The 19,246-nt window shown below is 69.8% G+C and carries 17 protein-coding genes; 10 read left to right on the forward strand and 7 right to left on the reverse strand.

Annotation, left to right across the window (positions count from 1 at the left end; translation table 11 throughout):
• The first annotated feature begins 12 nt into the window (after positions 1-12).
• From KAK06_RS02860 to KAK06_RS02870, 3 genes are read left to right on the forward strand one after another with little or no spacing between them, the layout of a single operon-like run.
• Positions 13-936 (forward strand): amino acid ABC transporter substrate-binding protein, encoded by a 924-nt coding sequence (locus KAK06_RS02860; protein ID WP_210800293.1) that lies wholly within the window; start codon positions 13-15, stop codon positions 934-936.
• Positions 933-1,562 carry a 3'-5' exonuclease gene (locus KAK06_RS02865; RefSeq protein ID WP_210800294.1) on the forward strand — a complete coding sequence of 210 codons (630 nt, stop codon included), beginning with the start codon at positions 933-935 and terminating at the stop codon, positions 1,560-1,562. Before KAK06_RS02860 ends, KAK06_RS02865 begins: the two co-directional genes overlap by 4 nt.
• Entirely contained in the window at positions 1,559-2,680 is a 1,122-nt protein-coding gene (locus KAK06_RS02870) for an MFS transporter (protein WP_210800295.1), read from the forward strand. The genes KAK06_RS02865 and KAK06_RS02870 overlap by 4 nt, the downstream gene beginning before the upstream one ends.
• A gap of 11 nt (positions 2,681-2,691) precedes the next feature.
• Here KAK06_RS02870 and KAK06_RS02875 read toward each other — a convergent pair whose 3' ends face one another.
• Positions 2,692-3,336 (reverse strand): glutathione S-transferase family protein, encoded by a 645-nt coding sequence (locus KAK06_RS02875; protein WP_210800296.1) that lies wholly within the window; start codon positions 3,334-3,336, stop codon positions 2,692-2,694.
• A complete protein-coding gene (yghU, locus tag KAK06_RS02880) occupies positions 3,333-4,190 on the reverse strand; it encodes a glutathione-dependent disulfide-bond oxidoreductase (RefSeq protein WP_210800297.1) in 858 nt (285 codons plus the stop codon). Before yghU ends, KAK06_RS02875 begins: the two co-directional genes overlap by 4 nt.
• A 143-nt stretch (positions 4,191-4,333) precedes the next feature.
• Here yghU and KAK06_RS02885 point away from each other — a divergent pair, with 143 nt between their 5' ends.
• On the forward strand, positions 4,334-4,780 hold the full coding sequence (locus tag KAK06_RS02885) for a hypothetical protein (protein ID WP_210800298.1): 447 nt from the start codon (positions 4,334-4,336) through the stop codon (positions 4,778-4,780).
• Between the two features lie 34 nt (positions 4,781-4,814).
• Here the strand turns inward: KAK06_RS02885 and KAK06_RS02890 are convergent, their stop codons facing one another.
• The 5 genes from KAK06_RS02890 to KAK06_RS02910 are packed head-to-tail and all read right to left on the reverse strand — an operon-like array spanning position 4,815 to position 12,599.
• A complete protein-coding gene (locus tag KAK06_RS02890; RefSeq protein WP_210800299.1) occupies positions 4,815-6,341 on the reverse strand; it encodes a tryptophan halogenase family protein in 1,527 nt (508 codons plus the stop codon).
• On the reverse strand, positions 6,338-7,345 hold the full coding sequence (locus KAK06_RS02895) for a cupin-like domain-containing protein (protein ID WP_210800300.1): 1,008 nt from the start codon (positions 7,343-7,345) through the stop codon (positions 6,338-6,340). Before KAK06_RS02895 ends, KAK06_RS02890 begins: the two co-directional genes overlap by 4 nt.
• Positions 7,346-7,350: 5 nt before the next feature.
• Entirely contained in the window at positions 7,351-8,061 is a 711-nt protein-coding gene (locus KAK06_RS02900) for a SapC family protein (RefSeq protein WP_210800301.1), read from the reverse strand.
• On the reverse strand, positions 8,058-9,593 hold the full coding sequence (locus tag KAK06_RS02905) for a tryptophan halogenase family protein (RefSeq protein ID WP_210800302.1): 1,536 nt from the start codon (positions 9,591-9,593) through the stop codon (positions 8,058-8,060). Before KAK06_RS02905 ends, KAK06_RS02900 begins: the two co-directional genes overlap by 4 nt.
• Before the next feature lie 48 nt (positions 9,594-9,641).
• On the reverse strand, positions 9,642-12,599 hold the full coding sequence (locus tag KAK06_RS02910) for a TonB-dependent receptor (RefSeq protein WP_210800303.1): 2,958 nt from the start codon (positions 12,597-12,599) through the stop codon (positions 9,642-9,644).
• A 287-nt stretch (positions 12,600-12,886) separates the two neighbouring features.
• Here KAK06_RS02910 and KAK06_RS02915 point away from each other — a divergent pair, with 287 nt between their 5' ends.
• Genes KAK06_RS02915 through KAK06_RS02940 form a run of 6 tightly spaced genes read left to right on the forward strand, consistent with a single transcriptional unit; the run spans position 12,887 to position 19,241 of the window.
• Positions 12,887-14,182 (forward strand): extracellular solute-binding protein, encoded by a 1,296-nt coding sequence (locus KAK06_RS02915; RefSeq protein ID WP_210800304.1) that lies wholly within the window; start codon positions 12,887-12,889, stop codon positions 14,180-14,182.
• Positions 14,183-14,184: 2 nt separating this feature from the next.
• The gene (locus KAK06_RS02920; RefSeq protein WP_210800305.1) at positions 14,185-15,081 is read left to right on the forward strand and encodes a carbohydrate ABC transporter permease; all 897 of its coding nucleotides are present in this window, start codon (positions 14,185-14,187) and stop codon (positions 15,079-15,081) included.
• Entirely contained in the window at positions 15,078-15,914 is an 837-nt protein-coding gene (locus KAK06_RS02925) for a carbohydrate ABC transporter permease (protein WP_210800306.1), read from the forward strand. Before KAK06_RS02920 ends, KAK06_RS02925 begins: the two co-directional genes overlap by 4 nt.
• On the forward strand, positions 15,914-17,266 hold the full coding sequence (locus tag KAK06_RS02930; protein WP_210800307.1) for a GH1 family beta-glucosidase: 1,353 nt from the start codon (positions 15,914-15,916) through the stop codon (positions 17,264-17,266). The genes KAK06_RS02925 and KAK06_RS02930 overlap by 1 nt, the downstream gene beginning before the upstream one ends.
• 21 nt (positions 17,267-17,287) lie before the next feature.
• Positions 17,288-18,184, forward strand: coding sequence for a glycoside hydrolase family 16 protein (locus KAK06_RS02935; RefSeq protein ID WP_210800308.1), 897 nt, complete (start codon positions 17,288-17,290; stop codon positions 18,182-18,184).
• 10 nt (positions 18,185-18,194) lie between these two features.
• Positions 18,195-19,241: an ABC transporter ATP-binding protein gene (locus tag KAK06_RS02940; RefSeq protein WP_310741019.1), complete on the forward strand. Its 1,047-nt coding sequence runs from the start codon at positions 18,195-18,197 to the stop codon at positions 19,239-19,241.
• Positions 19,242-19,246 lie beyond the last annotated feature (5 nt).

The raw sequence follows: 19,246 nt of genomic DNA on the forward strand, positions 1-19,246 counted from the left end.
ACAATCCGGGCGATGCGCCCGCACCGCCTGTTGCCCCGTCTGATCGCTGCCCTGGCCCTGGCCGGTGCGGCCTTGGCCGTGTCGGCGGCCGACGACGCCACGTCGCCCACGCTGCGCAAGATCCGCGACACCGGCCTGATCACGCTGGGCTACCGCGATGCGTCGGTGCCGTTCTCCTACCTGGACGCCAAGCGCCGCCCGGTGGGCTACTCGCTGGATCTGTGCCACCACGTGGTGGCGGCGGTGCGCCAGCGGCTGAAGCTGCCCGACCTGGAGGTGCGCCACATGCTGGTCAGCTCGGCCACCCGTTTTCCGCTGGTGGCCAACGGCACGGTGGACATCGAGTGCGGCGTCACCACCAACACCGCCGAGCGCCAGCGCAGCGTGGCCTTCTCGCTGACCACCTTCGTCGCCGCCAGCCGGCTGCTGGTGCGCGAGGACTCGTCGATCAGCAGCATCGAGGACCTGCGCGAACAGCCGGTGGCCTCGACGCTGGCCACCACCAGCATCCAGTTCCTGCACCAGCTCAACCAGTCGCGCCAGCTGGAGATGCGCATCCTGGCCGGCCTGGACGATGTCGAGGGCATGCGCATGGTGCTCAATGGCCGCGCCGTGGCTTATGCGATGGACGACGTGCTGCTCTACAGCATGAAGGCCACCCACCCCGCCGCCGCCAGCCTGCGCATCGCGCCACTGGCGCTGACCACCGAGCCCTACGCGCTGGTGCTGCGCAAGGACGACCCGGCGTTCAAGCAACTGGTGGATGGCGTGCTGGCGCGCCTGTACCGCAGCGGCGAGATCGAGACCCTCTACCAGCGCTGGTTCGAGCAGCCGATCGAGCCGCGCGGCATCACGCTGAAGATGCCGATGAGCGAGGCCCTGCGCCGCGTCATCCGCCAGCCCACCGACACGGCCGACGCCGCCGCCTACCAATGAGTGCCGCTCCCCCGATCGCCGTGGTCGACTTCGAGACCACCGGCATGGGCCCGGCCCAGGGCGCGCGCGCCACGGAGATTGCCGTGGTGCTGGTGCAGGATGGCCGCATCATCGACCGCTACCAGAGCCTGATGTACACCGGCGTCTATATCCCGTCCTTCATCGTGCAGCTGACCGGCATCAGCAATGCCATGCTGCAGGACGCGCCGCCCGCCGAGCAGGTGATGCGCGAGGTGGCCGAGTTCACCCGTGGCCTGCCGCTGGTGGCCCACAACGCCGCCTTTGACCGCGGCTTCTGGCAGGCCGAGATGGCGCGTGCCGACGTGCCGCCCGACCCGGCCCACCAGTTTGCCTGCACCGTGCTGCTGTCGCGCCGCCTGTACCCCGAGGCGCCCAGCCGCAAGCTGGGCGCGCTGGGCGATTGGCTGGGGCTGGAACGCGATGGCCGCGCGCACCGCGCGATGTCCGATGCCGACCTCACCGCGCAGTTGCTGATCCGGCTGCAGCGCGATGTCGAGCGCCGCTTCGCCGCCGAGCTGGGCGAGCGCGCGGTGGACCATGCGCTGCTGGAGCGCCTGCAGCGCGCCCAGCGCCAGCAGCTGGCCCGCTGCATCGCCCAGGCATGACGCCGGCCGCGCTGCGTGCCAGCCGGGTGCAGTTCCTGGCGCTGGGCGGCTTCATGGGCGCCTGGGGCGCCCATGTGCCCAGCCTGAAATCCGCCCATGCGCTGAGCGACGGCCAGCTGGGCGCGGTGCTGCTGTGCGCCGCACTGGGCTCGGCGGCGATGCTGCCCTTCACCGCGCCGCTGGTGCACCGCTTCGGACCGCGCGGCCTGGCGCGTGTCAGCGCCAGCATGATCGCGCTGGCCATGGCGCTGCTGCTGCACGCACCGGGCATGGTGGCGCTGGCGCTGCTGGCGGCGCTGCTGGGCGCCGGGGCCTCGCTGCTGGACGTGTCGGTCAACGCCGAGGCGGTGCTGATCGAGGAGCGCCTGGGCCGCCCCTGCCTGATCGGCCTGCACGCGATGTTCAGCGTCGGCGGCATGGCGGCTGCGGGCGCGGTGGCGCTGCTGCTGCGCGCCGCGGTGTCGCCCAGCGTGCAATTGGCGCTGCTACCCGCCTTGCTGTGGGTCGCGATGCTGTGGGCCTGCGGCGCCATGCTCTCGCAGGCCGGCCACGGTCAGGCCGAGCACGCGCGCTGGCAATGGCCACGCGGGCGGCTGCTGGCGCTGGGTCTGCTGGCCGGCGCCGGCTTCCTGGCCGAGGGCGCGATGTACGACTGGAGCGTGGTGCTGATGCGCGACGTGATGCAGGCCCCACCCGACATCGCCGCGCTGGGCTACGCCGCCTTTGCCGGGGCGATGGCGGCGGCCCGCTTCGGCGGCGACTGGCTGCGCCAGCGCTGGCCGGCGCACCAGTTGCTCGCGGCGCATGGCCTGCTCGCGGCGGTGGCCATGGCCGCGGTGCTGGCCATGCAGTCACCGGTGCCGGCGCTGCTGGGTCTGGCCGCCGTCGGCCTGGGCCTGGCGAATGTGGCGCCGCTGATCTACCGCGTGGCCAGCCAGCAGCCCGGGGTCACGCCGGCCGCCGGCATCTCGGCGGTGGTGGCGGTCAGCTTCATCGGCTTTGTCGGCGGCCCGCCGCTGATCGGCGCGCTGGCCGAGGCCTGGGGGCTGCGGCTGGCGCTGATTGCGGTGGTGCTGGCGGCGCTGGCGCTGGTGCCGGGGGCCCGCGCCGCGCGCTGAACCTCAGCGGCTCAGACCGGCCCGATCGCCGGCCGCTCGGCCAGCCGGGCGCGCCAGCGCAGCAGCTGCGGATGGCGCTCATCGGGCCGCAGCTTGGCGGCGCGCGCAAAGTCCACCGCCACCACCGCGGTGATGTCGGCCACGCTGAAATGCTCGCCGGCCAGGTAGGGCCGGTCAACCAGGCGGGTGTCCAGTGCGGTGAAGAACTGCTGCAGGCGCAACACGCCGCGTTCGGCCAGCTCGGGGATCTGCGCATAGTCCACCGGGCCGGGCAGGGCGCGGCCGCGCATCGCGGGCGAGCTGTTGCGCAGCACCTCGGCCACCGCCAGCAGGCCTTCGAACTCGGCGCGCCAGTGCCAGTGCGCCACCTCGGCCTTCTCCTCGGGCGTGCGGCCACTCAGCGGCGGCTCGGGAAAGCGCGCTTCCAGGTAGGCCAGGATGGCGGCGTTGTCGGTCAGCACCAGGCCGCCGTCGATGCGCAGCGCCGGCACCGTGCACAGCGGGTTGATGGCGCGGAAGGCTTCGGTGAACTGCTCGCCCTGGCGCAGGTCCACCGCCACCGTGCTGTGCGGCACGCCCTTCTCGGCCAGCAGGATGCGGGCGCGGCGCGGGCTGGGCGCGGTGAGGCAGTCGTACAGCGTCAGCGCGCCCGTCATGCGGCCCCCTGCGAGCGCGCGCGGTCGATGTCGGCCGCCTCGTGCCGCTCGGCCAGTTGCGCATCGGCCGCGCCCCAGGTGCGGTTGACGATGCGCCCACGCTGCGCCGCCGGGCGCTGCGCGATCTCGTCGGCCCAGCGGATCACATGCGTGTACTCGTGCACCGACAGGAACTCGCCGGCCTCGTAGAGCTGGCCCTTGGCCAGCGCGCCGTACCAGGGCCACACGGCGATGTCGGCAATGCTGTAGTCGTCGCCCGCCAGATAGCGGCTCTCGGCCAGGCGGCGGTTGAGCACATCCATCTGCCGCTTGGCCTCCATCGAGAAGCGGTTGATCGCGTACTCGAACTTCTCCGGTGCGTAGGCATAGAAGTGACCGAAGCCGCCGCCCAGGTAGGGCGCGCTGCCCATCTGCCAGAACAGCCAGGACAGGCACTCGGCGCGCTGCGCACCAGCGGGCAGCAGCGCGCCGAACTTCTCGGCCAGGTACAGCAGAATCGCGCCCGACTCGAACACCCGCACCGGCTGCGGTCCGCTGCGGTCCATCAGCGCCGGGATCTTGGAGTTGGGGTTGACGTTCACAAAGCCGCTGCCGAACTGGTCGCCCTCCTGGATGCGGATCAGCCAGGCGTCGTACTCGGCGCCGGTGTGGCCCAGGGCCAGCAGCTCTTCCAGCATCACCGTCACCTTCACGCCATTGGGCGTGGCCAGCGAGTACAGCTGCAGCGGGTGCCGGCCCACCGGCAGTTCCTGGTCATGGGTGGGCCCGGCGATCGGCCGGTTGATGCTGGCAAAGCGACCGCCATTGGCGCGGTCCCAGGTCCAGACGCGGGGAGGGGTGTAGGGCTCGCTCATGCCGGCGAGTGTAGGCAGCGCTGCGTCACGCCGCTGCCTGCCCACGGGAAGACCCTGGTGCGCCGTGCTGCCCTCGGAAACTGGGGGGCTGACCCGCGGCCCCGCGCGCCGCAGAATCGACGCCGTTCCTTCAGGAGATACGCATGACCACGCTCGCCGCAGATCTGCCCTGGTATGCCCGCCGCCGCGTGCCCCTGGCCGTGCTGGCCTTGCTGTGGAACGCGGTGGGCGCCCTGGATTTCACGATGACCCAGACGCGCAATGCCAGCTACCTGGCCGACTTTCCGCCGGAGATGATGGCCTACATCGACAGCCTGCCCGGCTGGGTCCACGCCGCCTGGGGCGTGGGCACCTGGGGCGGTCTGGCCGGCGCGGTGCTGATGCTGATCGGACTGCGCGCGGCCGTGTGGCCCTACGCGGCGTCACTCGTGGCCTCAGCCCTGGTGTTCGTGCAGAACCACCTGCTGACCCAGCCCCCGGCGGGCCTGGGTGGCACGGGGGCGATGCTGTTCTCGCTGCTGATCGTGGTGCTGGCGGGGGTGCAGTGGGTGTGGGCGCGCCGGGGGGCGTCGGCGGGCTGGCTGCGCTGATCGCTCGTGTGCCGCCTGGGACGCCGAGGCGGCCTCAGGCATGCGCCTGGGCCCGAAACGGCGCGCACAGCTGCTCGACATAGGCTTGGTGCGCGGGCAGGCCGGCCACGATGCGCTGCACCCGCACGCGGATGTCCTCCAGAAAGCGCTGCAGCTCGTCGGGCCCCATCAGGTCGGCCACCGGGTGGTAGCGTGCGGGCATCAGGCCCTGGCCCATCATCACCTGGATCCAGGAGTTCTCGGCGAACAGCTCGTCGCTGGGGCGGAAGACGCGCCCCGTCTCGCGGAACAGCTCGATCCGGTGGCGCAGCGTGGGCGGCAGTGTCATCTCGCGCACATGCGTCCACAGCGCCGAATCGGTGCGCGCGTTGACGTGGTAGTGCAGCACGATGAAGTCGCGGATGTGCTCGAGGTCGCGCCGGGACTGCAGGTTGAACTCGTCGACATCGGCCTGCTGGATGCCGCCGGCCGGGAACAGCTGCATCAGCCGGATCGCGTGGCGCTGGATCAGGTGGATGCTGGTGGACTCCAGCGGCTCGACAAAGCCGCCGGCCAGGCCCACGGCCACGCAATTGCGCTGCCAGACCTGGTGGCGCTGACCCGGCACGAACCTGATCAGGCGCGGCTGGATCAGCAGCTCGCCCTCCACGTGGCGCTTGAGCACTTCTGGCGCATCGGCGTCGCTGAGTTCCTTGCTGCTGTAGACCAGGCCGTTGCCGACGCGGTGCTGCAGCGGGATGCGCCACTGCCAGCCAAAGGGGTGGGCGATCGAGCGGGTGTAGGGCCAGGCCTCGCGCACCGACGCCGTCTGCACCGCCACCGCGCGGTCGCAGGGCAGCCAGTCAGACCAGTCCTCGTAGCCCACGCCCAGCGTCTCGCCCAGCAGCAGTGAGCGAAAGCCCGTGCAGTCAATGAACAGGTCACCCTCGATGCGGCTGCCATCCATCATCTGCAGCGCCGCGATGTCGCCGGCGCGGGCGGTGGCGGTGTCGGTCTCGTGCTGCAGCACGCGGGCGATCTTGCCTTCGATGCGCTGCACCCCGTAGCCCTCGCTGAGGCCGCGCAGGAAACGGGCATAGCGGCCGGCATCCAGGTGGTAGGCGTAGTTCAGCGCCTGGTTGGGCACGTGGGCGAAGCGGTTGGCATGGGCCGCCACCGTCTCGGGGTTGTAGTCGGTGTAGGGCCGCGCCAGGCCCAGCGCCCGCCCTTTCAGCCAGAAGTGCTGGAAGCCGGCGCTCCAGTGGTCGTTGCCGGTGCTGCCGAAGGAGTGGAAATAGTCTTCGCCGATGGCCTTCCAGCCCTCGAACTGGATGCCCAGCTTGAAGGTGGCGTTGGTGGCGGCCATGAACTCGGCCTCGTTCAGGCCCAGCAGGTTGTGGAAGGTGTGCAGCGCCGGGATGGTGGCCTCGCCCACGCCGACGGTGCCGATCTCCTCGGACTCGACCAGCCGGATGTCCAGCTGCTTGCCCAGCAGCTTGCTCATCAGCGCGGCCATCATCCAGCCGGCGGTGCCGCCGCCGGCAATGACAACGCGGTGGAAGGCCTTCAGGGGGGTGTTCATCGCTTGAGTTGGTTCAGGAGTTGGGTGCGCGCCTGGCGCGCGACGGTCTCGTCGATCGGGCCCAGCAGTCCGCGGGCTGCGGCGGGGAGGTGGGCCCAGGTGCTGTCATCGGCGTCCCAGATGAAATGCTGGAAGTGGTGCTGCCAGATGCGCCGGTCGCGCTCGGGCAGGTCGCGCAGCGTCAGCAGCGCCAGTCGCAGCGCGCTCAGCGGCGAGTCGATGTAGTCGGGCGTCGAGCGCCACCAGGCGTTGATCAGCAGGTTGATCGGTGCCAGGCCCTCGACGTGGTGGAACCACATGCTGGGAATGAACAGCGCGTCGCCGGGGTCCATCTCGACCACCTCGGCGGCCTCCCAGGCCTGGGCGAAGCGCGGAAAGCGCTCCAGGTCGGGGCGGGCGAAATCGACCAGGCTGATCGGCTGGCCGGCCGGCGTGGGATCGAGCGGCCCCATGTACAGGTTGTGCAACTGCTCGGGCGGGAACAGCGTGAAACGGCGCCGGCCAGCGGCGACGACGGCCAGGTTGTCCGGCAGGTCGTAGTGCGCGGCGATGCGGGTGCGGTTGCCCAGCCACAGGCTGACCAGGGCGTCGCGCGCGCCCAGCGCCATCGCGTTGGCCTCCAGAAAGCCCGGCAGCACCGCGTCCACCGTGGTCGAGCCGACATACAGCGCGGGCGGTGCGGGCGTGGCGGCCAGGTGCAGCAGGCCGCTCAGCACCTGGTCCAGCGTGGTGGTGTGGCGGCTGAAGTTGAAGCCCTGCAGCGTCTCGTCGGCGTAGAAGACGCGGCCCCGGGCCTCGGGCGCCAGCTGGAACAGACCGACGTGTACGCCGTTGTACTGGCGCATCAGGTAGTGCGCCAGCGCCGTGTCGGACTGGCGCGCCGCCTGCACAACCGGCCAGTGGGCGAAGCCGCCCCGTACCACGTAAGGCCGCGCCGCGGTCAGCAGCGCATCGGGCAGCGCTGCGGGGTCGAAAGGACCAGGCCAGACCGGGACGTTGCGCATCGGTGTCAGCGGCGCGCGGCGCGCTCGGCCAGCACGGGCAGCTGCGCCAGCGAGGCGATCTGCATGTAGCAGGGCAGCAGGTAACCCTGCCGCGCCAGATCTTCCAGCGCCACGCCGGGCAGCGCTGCCAGCCGCTCTTCATTGATCGTGAACAGGCCCGTCAGGCGGCTGTGCTCGCCGCTGCGGGTTTCCAGGTCGAGCACCATGGGCTCGAGCAGCTGGTGCTGTTTCAGCGCCCCGGTGAAGGCCGGCAGCTGCTGGGCGTGGGCGTGCAGGCTCTCCATCAGCTTCACCATGTGGTCGAGGTACTCGCTGAAGCCGCCGTGGGGCATGAACAGCGCGGTGCCCACCTCGCCCTCATCGGGCCGCACGATGCGCGGGCTGTCGAGGTCGATGTGCAGCTGCAGCGTGTCGTCCGGGGCACGGCCGATCAGAAAGGGGTCGCGCTGCACGGCCATCGGCACGGCCGTGGCGTCCCAGCCCTGGTCGGTGAGGAAGAGGTTCTGTCCGTCCTCCAGACCGAACAGCGCGATGGGCTGGAAGCCGCCGTCGCCATCGACCAGCTGGAAGACGATCGGATAGTGCGCCTGCAGGAGGCGGAACTCGGCCGGCAGGGCCAGCGCCGAGTTGCGGGCGTCGCCCAGCGCGGCCGAGCGTCCGGTGTGGAGGCGCAGGTGCCGGTGGGTGATGTTGTCGAGCAGCGCGGGGCGGGTCATGCGGCGGTCTTGAGCAGGTGATCGATCAGGCTGCGGTGGCCGGGCAGGCCGGGCACGAAGCGGCGGGCCTGGCGCGCGACCTCGTCAAAGCAGGCCTGGGCGTCCTGCAGTTTGGCAGCGCTGGGGGGCTGCAGGACAGGGCGGAAACCCATGCCGTACAGCACGTACTGGTAGCTGGCCGCCGGGAAGACCTCGTCAATGCGACCGAAGTCGTGCCGCGCCGGGGCGCGCAGGCGCCACATCGGCAGCAACTCGCGCAGCCGCCCCGGCCAGGTGGACGGGTCTCGGTGCGCGCGCCAGTAGTCGCTGTCGTCGCGCTGGGTCAGGGCATAGTGCAGCTTCAGGAAGTCGATGACCCGCGCCCAGCGGTAGCTGAAGTCGTCGTTGAAGCGGCTCGCCACCGTGTCCATGCTGGCGCGCGACATCGGCAGCTCGGCGCACAGGCGCTGGGCCGACAGCTCGACCAGGGCCAGCGCCGAGGCCTCCAGCGGCTCGATGAAGCCGCTGGACAGGCCGATCGCCACGCAGTTGCGCACCCAGAACTGCTGGCGGTAGCCCGGGTCGTAGCGGATGACGCGTGGCGCGGGTCGCTCGCGCGGGGCGCCGGTGGCCTCCAGGTAGACCTGCAGCGCTGCCTGGGCCTCGTCCTCGCTGGCGTGGGCGCGCGAGAACACGCAGCCCACCCCGCGCCGCGACGGCAGGCCGATGTCCCAGATCCAGCCCTTGGCCCAGGCGGTGGCGATGGTACAGGTGGCCAGCGGCTGGTCCGGCGTCGCGTAGGGCACCTGCACCGGCATCGCGGCGTCGTTGAAGAGCACCTCGCGCTCGCTGTTCAGCGGCACGCCGAAGTGCTGCCCGATCAGGCGCGCCGCCAGGCCCGAGCAGTCGATGAACAGGTCCGCCGATAGCTCGCCGTGGCCACGCGTGCGCAGCGCGGCGATGTCGCCGTTGTCGGCGCTGAGCACGGCGTCGACGTGGTCCACAACATGCCGCACGCCCAGCCGCTGCACGGCATGCTCGCGCAGCAGCTGGCCGAACAGGCCAGCGTCGAAGTGGTAGGCGTAGTTGGCCACCGCGCCGAACTCGGGCGTCTGCACCTGCTTGGGCGCGCGGCCGGCTTCGCACAGCTGGACCGAGGGGCTGACCAGGTCGGCAAAGGGGCGCGCCGGGTCGGTGGCCAGCCAGGCCTGCACCAGGTCGGCGTCGCCATGGCCCACGGGCAGCATGAACGGGTGGTAGTAGCGGTCGCCATCGGCGCCACCAGCGCCGCGCATCCAGCCGTCAAAGCGCGAACCCTGCTTGAACGAGACCTGGCAGCGCCGGATGAAGTCCGACTCCGACAGGCCGATGCGCTGCAGCGTGTCGCGCATCGACGGCCAGGTGCCCTCGCCGACGCCGATGACGGGGACGTCGTCGGACTCGACCAGCGTGATCTGCAGGTCGGGATGCTCGGCGGCCAGCAGGCCCGCCACCAACCAGCCGGCGGACCCGCCCCCCAACACCAGCACCGTGTGCAATCGCTCGCTCAGCATCGTCTCCTCGTCCGCGGATTCTGACCGGACGGGCTGGCGCTGCACCACTCAGAACTTGTAGCGCGCCCCGATCGTGTAGCGGCGGCCCAGCTGCGTGACCGAGCCCAGCTGGTTCTCGTTGCGCAGGTGGGTGCGCACATAGGCATCGGTCAGGTTCATCGCCTCGAATTGCAGACGCAGGTTCTTGATCGGGCTGTAGCCGACGCTCAGGTCGAACTGTCCGTAGGGCTCAACGTACAGCGGCTGGGCGCCTTCGGCGCCGCCGAAGTTGGCCACCAGGAACTGGCCGCGCCAGTTGTAGGCCAGGCGCACGCTGGCCTGGTCGTTCTCGTAGAAGCCCACCAGGTTGCCCGAGTCGCCCATGCCGGTCAGCACGTCGGTCTGCGCACCCACCTTGTTGTTGTCGTAGGTGCGGTCGGATTTCACCTTGGTGAAGTTGGCCGAGACGCCGAAACCGGTCTTGCCGAAGATGTGCTGCGCGTTCAGCTCGATGCCGTTGATCGAGCTCTTGCGCGCGCTGTTCTGGAAGGTGCTGAGGTTGAAGCTGATCAGCGGGTCACCCGGCTGGCCGGTGATGATCTTGTTGACCGCATCGACCCCCGGGCTGCCGGCGAGGTTGGTGAAGATCCACTGGCGGATGCAGCCGGAGTCATTGGCGGCGCAGCCGCCCTGCGCGATGGCCTGGCGGTAATAGGCGCCGCCGATCGGCGTGGTCAGGCCGGGCACGGTCTGCGTGGTGACCACGCCTTCGTTGTAGTCCTTGACGCGCTTGTTGAACAGGCTGATCGCGGCGTAGCTGCTGCGCGCGTAGTAGTACTCAAACGCGAGGTCCAGGCTCGTGGCCTGCAGCGGCTTCAGGCTGGGGTTGCCCACCGAGCCGGAGCCACCGTCGATGCGGGCCAGGCCATTGAGCGTTCGACCGCCCTGGATGGCGGACCAGCCCGGGCGACCGATGGTCTTGCCGTAGCTCAGGCGCAGCTTGGAGTCCGTGGTCAGGTCAGCGCTCAGGTCGATCGACGGCAGCACGTAGCTGTAGCTGCCCGAGCGCTGGCCCGAGGTGGTGCCATTGAAGGTGATGGGCAGCTCGTTGTCGGCCACCCAGCTCACCACGGTCGGCACCGACTCCACGCTGGGCGAGCTGACCTTGGTGCGCTCGTAGCGCAGGCCGGCGGCGATGTCGATCGGCACGATCCAGTCGAAGCCACGGTTGTACTGGACAAACAGCGCGTCGGACTTTTCCGTGGTGCGGTAGTCGTCCTTGAAATTGAACGAGGCTTTCAGCAGCGCGTCGGAGCCCAGCGCCTTGATGGCGGCGTTGCGCACGTCGTCAAAGTTGAAGGCGAAGAACTGGTTGTACAGGCGCGGGTCGTTCGAGCCGGGGATGCTGCTGAAGTACTGGCTGATGGAGTCGGCGCGCCAGATGTTGTCCGGCATCGCGGCCGGGCCACCCGCGGCGCCATCGCCCCAGGAGTCGCGCTGCACATTGGCGAAGGCCGAGCGGTTCTTCACCTGGGTCAGCGACAGGCCAAAGTCGAGGCTGCTGTCGCCGTCGATCTTCCACTTGCCCTTGGCCTGGAACTGGTCGATCTCGTTCTTCTGGTAGCTGTTGCCGAACACCGAGCCCTGCAGCTGCTGCAGCGCGGGATTGAGGGCGCCGCCCTTGATGTTCAGCACCGGGAACTTGTTGCTGAAGTCGACGTAGGTGTCGCCCCGGTTCATCGACGCGGTGCCGATGACGACGTTGGTGCCCAGCGGATCGTTGGCCCCGGAGGTCGCAGTGGAGTGGTGGACGTCGAAGTCGAAGTTCAGGACGTTGCTGGCCTTCCACTTCAGGTTCAGGCCGATCTGCTCGTTCTTGACCTTGGTCTGGGTGCGCGACGTGCCCATGGCCACGTCGGAGTTGGTCATGGTCTCGCCGTAAATGATCGGCGATGACGGCGAGCCGGTCTGGTATTCGCCGAACTGTCCGCCATAGTTGAACCAGGCCGAGATGTCATTGCGGCGCTGGCGGAACTTCTGCTCCGACATCACGAAGTCCAGCGTGCCCACCAGGTCCTGCGTTGGCTTGACCTGCAGGACCACCTGGCCGTTCAGGCGCTCACGGTGCACGCTGGTGAACGAGTAGTTCATGTTCTGCGGCACGCTGTAGATCGAGTCCGCCGTCGGCCGGTTCTTGATGACACCCGACGAGGCCGGCGGCAGTCCACCCCACTGGGCGTTGGGGCCGCTCCAGTCGTTGTCCACCTTGCCGTCGAAGGACTTCCAGCCGCTGGTCACCGAGGCCTGGTTGTAGCCGGAGTCGCGCACCTGGTAGGTGCCCATCAGCGCAATGCCGAAGGTGCCGTCGGCCGACTGCGTGCTGTAGATGCCGCTGAGTTCGGGGGTGAGCTTCTTGCCCCGCAGCTCCATCGGCAGGTTGCCGGCCGTGTCGTCGTTGACCAGCTTGACACCCACGCTCGCAATGGTGTCCTTGATGTCGAATGGACGCTGGGTGCGGACGTTGACCGTGGCGCCCATGCCGCCGGTGGGGCTGCTGGCGCGGCTGGTCTTGTAGACCTCCAGCGCGGCGACGCCATCGGAGGCCAGGTTGGAGAAATCGAACGAACGCGAACTGGGTGCGGCGCCGTCGAAGCTGGAGCCGGGCATCTGCCGGCCGTTGAGCAGCACCAGGTTGAAGTCGGGGCCCATGCCGCGCACCGAGATGCGCGTGCCTTCGCCGTTGCTGCGCTCGATCGAGACGCCGCTGATGCGGCTCAGCGATTCGGCCAGGTTGGTGTCGGGGAACTTGCCGATGTCCTCGGCGACGATGCCGTCCACCAGGCCCGCTGCGCCGCGCTTGAGCTCGACCGAGGTCTCCAGGCTCTTGCGGATGCCGGTCACCTCGATCTTCTGCGGCTCGGGGTCGGTGGCGGGCGCCTGCTGGGCCCGCGCGGCCGCGCTGGCGAACAGCAGGCCCACGGCGCTGGCCACGCAGGTGCGGCGGGCCAAGTGGTGGCGTCGGTGCATTGTCATGTCTCCTGTGTTGAGTGGGCCAGTCAGCTTCTTGTATTGAAGGGTGAAAGCGCTTTCAGGCCTTGACAGCATGGAACATCTGCAAGCGCTTTCACATTGGGCATCACCCTAGGTCGCGCCCAGTCTTGGTGAAAAAGCGACGCCATGCCCCGGGTGACCTCCCGGGCAGAGCCGCCACCAGCCCTGGGGTTTTTGCGGTCGACGACGGTTGGCCACCACCGTCACAATCATTGAAAGCGCTTTCAGCCCGCGGATCGACGCCGACTTTCCCCTCCCGCCTGATGCCCTCCGTTCACCGCTCCCGCCGCCATTGCCTGGCCCAGGCCCTGGGCCTGGCCGCGGGCTGGCCGCTGGCGGGGGGGGCGGCGCAGGCGGCGGCGGTGGGCAAGCTGTCCGTGGCGGCGTATCCGCTGGTCGACCAGATCGTCAAGGACGCGCTGCCGGCCTGGCTGGCGCGCCATCCCGGCGCCGAGGTGGAAGTCATCAGCCGCCAGTACGACGACCACCACACGGCCATGACGACCGCGCTGTCCACCGCCAACGGCGGGTCACGCCATCTGCCCGACGTGATGGCCCTGGAGGCCAGCTACCTGGGCCGCTTCGCAATGGGCGCCGGCCTGCAGCCGCTGTCCGGGTCGCCCTATGACGGCGAGACCTTGAAGCCGCGCTTCGTCAGCTTTGCCTTCGAGCAGGCGCGCAACCGCGAGGGCGAACTGGTGGCGCTGCCCACCGACATCGGCCCCGGCTGCCTGTTCTACCGCCAGGACGTACTGGCCCAGGCCGGCGTGGGCATCGCCGAACTCACCCGCAGCTGGGACGACTATGTGCGCGCCGGCGAGCGCATCAAGGCCCGCACCGGCGCCTACCTGATGGCCCATGCGCGCTACCTGAAGGACATCGTCGCGCTGACCGGCGCGCCGGCCGGCCAGAGCGTGTACTTTGACCAGCAGGGCCAACCCCGGGTGGACGGACCGATCTTCCGGCGCGCCTTCGAACTGGCACGCGAGCTGCGCCGCGCCAAGCTCGATGCCGTGGTCGACACCTGGCAGAACGACTGGGCCGAGCACCTGCGGCGCGGCCGCATCGCCACCGAGCTGACGGGCGCCTGGATGGCCGGCCAACTGGCCAACTGGGTCGCGCCGCAGACCCAGGGCCTGTGGCGCAGCAGCCCGCTGCCCGAGGGGGTCTTCATCGGCTACGGCGGCACCTACTACGCGCTGCCGCGGCGCGCCGACCCGGCCCGCCGCGCGCTGGCCTGGTCGCTGGTGCAGATGCTGACCATGGACCGCAGCCTGCAGCTGCGGGCCTTCAAGAGCCAGGACGCCTTTCCGGCCCTGCTTGAAGCGCAGGACGATCCCTTCTTCGACCAGCCCGTGCCCTTCCTGGGCGGTCAACTGGCGCGCCAGCAATGGCGCGACGCCGCACGCCGCATCCCGCCGCGTCCGCTGCACCGCCAGCACAAGTTCGCCGAGGAGGTGGTCAACGGCGAGCTGGACAACGTGCTGATCTACGGCAAGCCGGTGGCCCAGGCCCTGGCCGATGCCCAGGCCCTGTTGCGCCACCGTGCCCAGCGCTGACCATGAGCCCGCCCAGCGTCCGCCCCTGGCATCAGCGATACGCGCCCTACCTGCTGGTGGCGCCGTTCCTGGTGCTGTTCGCCGCCTTCGGCCTGTTTCCGCTGCTGTTCAGCCTGTGGATGGCCTTCCAGACCTGGGAGCCCACCGCCGGGCTCGAGGCCATGCGCTTCAGCGGCCTGGACAACATCCTCTTCGTGCTGGGCGACGGCTGGTTCTGGAAGGCGCTGCGCAACACCCTGTGGCTGGCCGTGGTGTCGGCGCTGCCGCAGCACCTGCTGGCCTTGCCGCTGGCGGTCTTCATCGACCGCGCCTGCGGGCGCTGGGGCCACGGGGTCTCGGCGCTGTACTTCCTGCCCTACATCACCTCGTCGGTGGCCATCGCGATGATGTTCACCTCGATGCTGTCGACCGACTACGGCCTGGTCAACGCCGGCCTCGGGCTGCTGGGCATCGACCCGGTGAACTGGCTGTGGCAACCCCAGACCCTCAAGCCGGCGGTGGCGATGGTGGTCTTCTGGCGCTACCTCGGCTTCAACCTGGTGCTCTACCTCGCCGCGCTGCAGACCATCCCGCGCGAGCTCTACCAGGCCGCGCGCCTGGACGGCGCCGGCGCCTGGGCGCAGTTCCGCTTCATCACGCTGCCGGCGCTGCGACCGATGGCCTTGTTTGCCGTCACGCTCAGCGTCATCGGCGGCATGCAGCTGTTCGAGGAACCCTTCATCCTCACCAACGGCCGTGGCGGCGCCGACCAGGCGGTGATGACGGTGGCCATGTACGTCTACCGGCTGGCCTTCGACTTCAGCGACTTCGGCGCCGCCAGCGCGATGTCCTGGCTGCTGTTCGCGCTGCTGGCGGTGCTGACCTGGCTCACCAACCGGGCCTTTCGGGAGCGGACATGAGGCCACGTCCGGCACCGCGGGCCCTGTCGCGCGGCCTGGCCTACCTGGTCGTCGGGCTGGGCGCTCTCGTCATGCTGGCGCCGTTCTGGCTGATGGCGGTGTTCGCCACGCAAAGCAAGACCGCCATCTTCAACCTGCCGCCGCCGCTGTGGTTCGGCAGCGAGTTGCTGGGCAACATCGGCGTGCTGGCCGGCCGCATTCCGTTCTGGAAAAACCTGGGCTGGAGCCTGTACGTGGCGCTGATGTCCACCGGCCTGACGCTGCTGTTCTGCTCGATGGCGGGCTATGCCTTCGCCATGCTGGAGTTCCGCTTCAAGCAGGCCCTGTTCGCGCTGGTGCTGGGGACGATGCTGGTGCCGCCCTTCATGACCATGATCCCCAACTTCATGGTGATGGACGCGCTGGGCTGGATCGACACCCACCGCGCGCTCTATGTGCCCGGCGCTGCTGGCGCCTTTGGCATCTACCTGATGCGCCAGTTCACCGCTGCGGCCGTACCGGTCGAGCTGCTGAAAGCCGCGCGCATCGACGGCTGCAGCGAGCTGGGCATCTACTGGCACGTGGCGCTGCCGCTGATGCGCCCGGCCCTGGGCACGCTGGGCCTGATCACCTTCATCGGCTCGTGGAACAACTTCATGGCGCCGCTGGTGGTGCTGCGCCAGGCCGACAGCTACACCTTGCCGCTGGCTCTGCGCAGCCTGCAAAGCACGGTCAACACCGAATGGGGAGCCTTGATGGCCGGCTCGGCCATCGCCACGGTGCCGCTGCTGATCCTGTTCGTGGTCTTCTCCCGTCAACTGATCGCCGGCCTGACCGCTGGCGCCGTGAAGTGATGCCCGACTCTCTGCAGCGCCTGGCCCAACGCTTTCCGCCCGATTTCCTCTGGGGCGTGGCCACCAGCAGCTTCCAGATCGAAGGCGCCGCCCAGAAGGATGGCAAGGGCGCGTCGATCTGGGACCGCTTCTGCCGCCAGCCCGGTGCCATCGCCGACGGCAGCCACGGCGACATGGCCTGTGATCACTACCACCGCCTGGAACAGGACCTGGACCTGATCGCCTCGCTGGGGGTGGACTGCTACCGCTTCTCGATCAGCTGGCCCCGTGTGCAGCCGCTGGGGCAGGGGGCCTGGAACCCGGCGGGTCTGGACTTCTATGACCGCCTGATCGACGGCCTGTCCCGCCGCGGCATCCGCGCCTTTGCCACCCTCAACCACTGGGACCTCCCGCAGGCGCTGCAGGACGAGGGCGGCTGGGGCTCGCGCGATACGGTACACAGCTTCGTCAACTACGCCCGTGGCATCCAGGCGCGCTTCGGCGATCGTCTGGCCGGCCTGACCACCCACAACGAGCCCTGGGTGATGGCCACGCTGGGCCACGAGCAAGGCCTTTTCGCGCCGGGCCTGAAATGCCGCCGTCTGGCCATGCAGGTCTCGCACCACCTGCTGCTCAGCCATGGCCTGGCCTTGCAGGCCTTGCGCGCCGATGGCGCCCGTGAGCCGCTGGGCATCGTGCTCAACATCTCGCCCTGCGAGCCCGCCACGGACAGCCCCGAGGACCGCGCGGCAGCCCGTCTGGCCGACGGGCAAGGCCGCCGCTGGTACACCGACCCGCTGTTCAAGGGGGTCTACCCCGAGGATGTCTGGGCCGACCTGGGCCCCGACGCGCCCCTGGTGCAGCCCGGCGACCTCGCGGCCATCGCGCAGCCCCTGGACTACCTGGGCGTCAACTACTACACCCGCAGCCTCGTCAGCGCCAGCGGCCAGCCCGTCAACGTCAAGGCGGCCGGCCGGCCGGTGACGGCGATGGACTGGGAGATCTACCCACCAGGCCTCACCCATCTGCTGTTGCAGCTGAAGGCCGACTACCCCGGGCTGCCGCCGGTGTACATCACCGAGAACGGCGGCGCCTTTGCCGACGCGGTGGATGCCGACGGCACGGTCCATGACCACGACCGCCTTGACTACCTGCGCCACCACATCGCTGCAGTGGCCGATGCGCGCGACCGCGGCGTGCCGATGGCCGGCTACATGGTCTGGAGCCTGATGGACAACTTCGAGTGGGCCAGCGGCTATGCCAAGCGCTTTGGCATCGTCCATGTCGACTACCAGACCCTGGCGCGCACGCCCAAGGCCAGCGCCCGCTGGTGGCAGGCCTTTCTGCGCGAGTGCCGGGCCCGCCGCGCCTGAACGTCCTGTCCTGGAGAACCCATGCCCGACACAACACCGCCTCCCGCACACCACAGCGCCTGGCCCGCGCATCGACTGTTCGCCACGTTGCTGGCGCTTGCCCTGCTGGGCTGCGGCGGCGGCGGCGTGGCCCATGGCGCAGCGTCAGCCGGGGCCGCCGCCACGGCCCGCTGGGCGCTGGTCTGGTCGGACGAGTTCAACGCGGCGGCCGGCAGCCCGCCCAACCGGAGCACCTGGAGCGATGACCTGGGCAACGCCGAGGCCAACGGCTGGGGCAATCACGAACTGCAGTACTACACCGCCGCGCCCAGAAACGCCTTCCACGATGGCAAAGGCCGCCTGGTGCTGCGCGCCGAACGGGCGGTCAACCCCGGCCCCTGCTGGAACGGCCGCCCCTGCGATTTCACCTCGGCACGCATCCTGACCCGGGGCAAGGTCAGCTACACCTACGGCAAGGTCGAGGCACGCATCAAGGTACCGGCGGGCGTGGGCCTGTGGCCGGCTTTCTGGAGCCTGGGCGACAGCCATCTGCCATGGCCGCAAGCCGGCGAGCTGGACATCATGGAGTACGTGGGCAAGGAGCCCAACACCACCTACGGCACGGCCCACGGCCCGGGCTACTCCGGCGGCAGCGGCATCGGCCGGCCGCGCCCATTTGGCACGCCGGTGGCCGACAGGTTCCACGTGTTCACGCTGATCAAGCGCCCCAACGAGATCATCTGGCAGGTGGACGGCATCGAGTACCACCGCCTCACGCCGGCCTCGCTGCCGCCGGGTGCGCCCTGGGTGTTCGAGCGGCCCTTCTTCCTCATCCTGAACCTGGCCGTCGGGGGTGACTGGCCGGGTCCGCCGGATGGGAGCACGGTCTTCCCGGCGCGCATGCTGGTCGACTGGGTCCGCATCTACCAGGAACGCTGAGAGTCCGCCCGTGAGCCGCGTCCACATCCAAGGCCTGCAGATCCGCTATGGCGATGTCGAGGTCATCCCCCAGCTCGATCTGGATGTCCAGCCGGGCGAGTTCCTGGTGCTGCTGGGGCCCTCGGGCTGCGGCAAGTCCACGCTGCTGCACAGCATCGCCGGCCTGAACCCCATCAGCGGCGGCCGCATCGACATCGGCGGCCAGGACATGACCCATGCCGAGCCCAGCCAACGTGGCGTGGGCATGGTCTTCCAGAGCTATGCGCTGTACCCGCACCTGAGCGTGCGCGACAACCTGGGCTTTCCGCTGCGCATGGCCGGTCTGCCCAAGCCGCAGATCGCCGAGCGCGTGGCCAAGGCCGCAGCCATGCTGCAGCTCGAGGCCCTGCTGGAGCGCCGGCCCGGCCAGCTCTCGGGCGGCCAGCGCCAGCGCGTGGCCATCGGCCGGGCGCTGGTGCGCGAAGCCCAGGTGCTGCTGCTCGACGAGCCGCTGTCCAACCTCGATGCCAAGCTGCGCGCCGAGCTGCGCCGCGAGCTCAAGCTGCTGCACACCCAGCTGCGCAACACCATGGTCTACGTCACCCACGACCAGGTCGAGGCGATGACCCTGGCCACGCGCATCGTGGTGATGAACCAGGGCCGCATCGAGCAGATCGGCACGCCGGCCCAGGTCTACGACACGCCGGCCACGCGGCATGTGGCCGCCTTCGTGGGTTCGCCGACGATCAACCTGGTCGACGGCGCCGTGCACGGTGGGTGCTTCGACGTCCCCGGCCTGGTCTGGCCACTGGCCACGGCCGATGCAGCTGCCCTGACGCTGGGCGTTCGGCCGGAAGACCTGATCGTCGGCCACGACCAGCCGCTGCAGGGCACGGTCGAACTGGTCGAGCCGCTGGGCAGCCAGCATCTGCTGTGGATTGCCAGCGCCGGCCGCCGCTGGAGTGCGCTGCTGCCCGGGCCGGCCCAGGTGGGGCTGGGCGACACCGTGCGCTTCGGCCTGCCGGCCCAGCGCCTGCACGCCTTCGGACCGGACGGGCGGCGCGTGCCGCTGGCATGAAAGGC

The organism is Ideonella aquatica (assembly GCF_018069755.1).
Classification (GTDB): Bacteria; Pseudomonadota; Gammaproteobacteria; order Burkholderiales; family Burkholderiaceae_C; genus Ideonella; species Ideonella aquatica.

Coding starts and splice junctions, on each gene's coding strand:
- KAK06_RS02870 (WP_210800295.1), top strand. CDS start 1,559: ATGACGCCGGCCGCGCTGCGTGCCAGCCGGGTGCAGTTCCTGGCGCTG.
- KAK06_RS02925 (WP_210800306.1), top strand. CDS start 15,078: ATGAGGCCACGTCCGGCACCGCGGGCCCTGTCGCGCGGCCTGGCCTAC.
- KAK06_RS02910 (WP_210800303.1), bottom strand. CDS start 12,599: ATGCACCGACGCCACCACTTGGCCCGCCGCACCTGCGTGGCCAGCGCC.
- KAK06_RS02900 (WP_210800301.1), bottom strand. CDS start 8,061: ATGACCCGCCCCGCGCTGCTCGACAACATCACCCACCGGCACCTGCGC.
- KAK06_RS02890 (WP_210800299.1), bottom strand. CDS start 6,341: ATGAACACCCCCCTGAAGGCCTTCCACCGCGTTGTCATTGCCGGCGGC.
- KAK06_RS02930 (WP_210800307.1), top strand. CDS start 15,914: ATGCCCGACTCTCTGCAGCGCCTGGCCCAACGCTTTCCGCCCGATTTC.
- KAK06_RS02860 (WP_210800293.1), top strand. CDS start 13: ATGCGCCCGCACCGCCTGTTGCCCCGTCTGATCGCTGCCCTGGCCCTG.
- KAK06_RS02895 (WP_210800300.1), bottom strand. CDS start 7,345: ATGCGCAACGTCCCGGTCTGGCCTGGTCCTTTCGACCCCGCAGCGCTG.
- KAK06_RS02915 (WP_210800304.1), top strand. CDS start 12,887: ATGCCCTCCGTTCACCGCTCCCGCCGCCATTGCCTGGCCCAGGCCCTG.
- KAK06_RS02905 (WP_210800302.1), bottom strand. CDS start 9,593: ATGCTGAGCGAGCGATTGCACACGGTGCTGGTGTTGGGGGGCGGGTCC.
- KAK06_RS02935 (WP_210800308.1), top strand. CDS start 17,288: ATGCCCGACACAACACCGCCTCCCGCACACCACAGCGCCTGGCCCGCG.
- KAK06_RS02885 (WP_210800298.1), top strand. CDS start 4,334: ATGACCACGCTCGCCGCAGATCTGCCCTGGTATGCCCGCCGCCGCGTG.
- KAK06_RS02865 (WP_210800294.1), top strand. CDS start 933: ATGAGTGCCGCTCCCCCGATCGCCGTGGTCGACTTCGAGACCACCGGC.
- KAK06_RS02875 (WP_210800296.1), bottom strand. CDS start 3,336: ATGACGGGCGCGCTGACGCTGTACGACTGCCTCACCGCGCCCAGCCCG.
- KAK06_RS02920 (WP_210800305.1), top strand. CDS start 14,185: ATGAGCCCGCCCAGCGTCCGCCCCTGGCATCAGCGATACGCGCCCTAC.
- yghU (WP_210800297.1), bottom strand. CDS start 4,190: ATGAGCGAGCCCTACACCCCTCCCCGCGTCTGGACCTGGGACCGCGCC.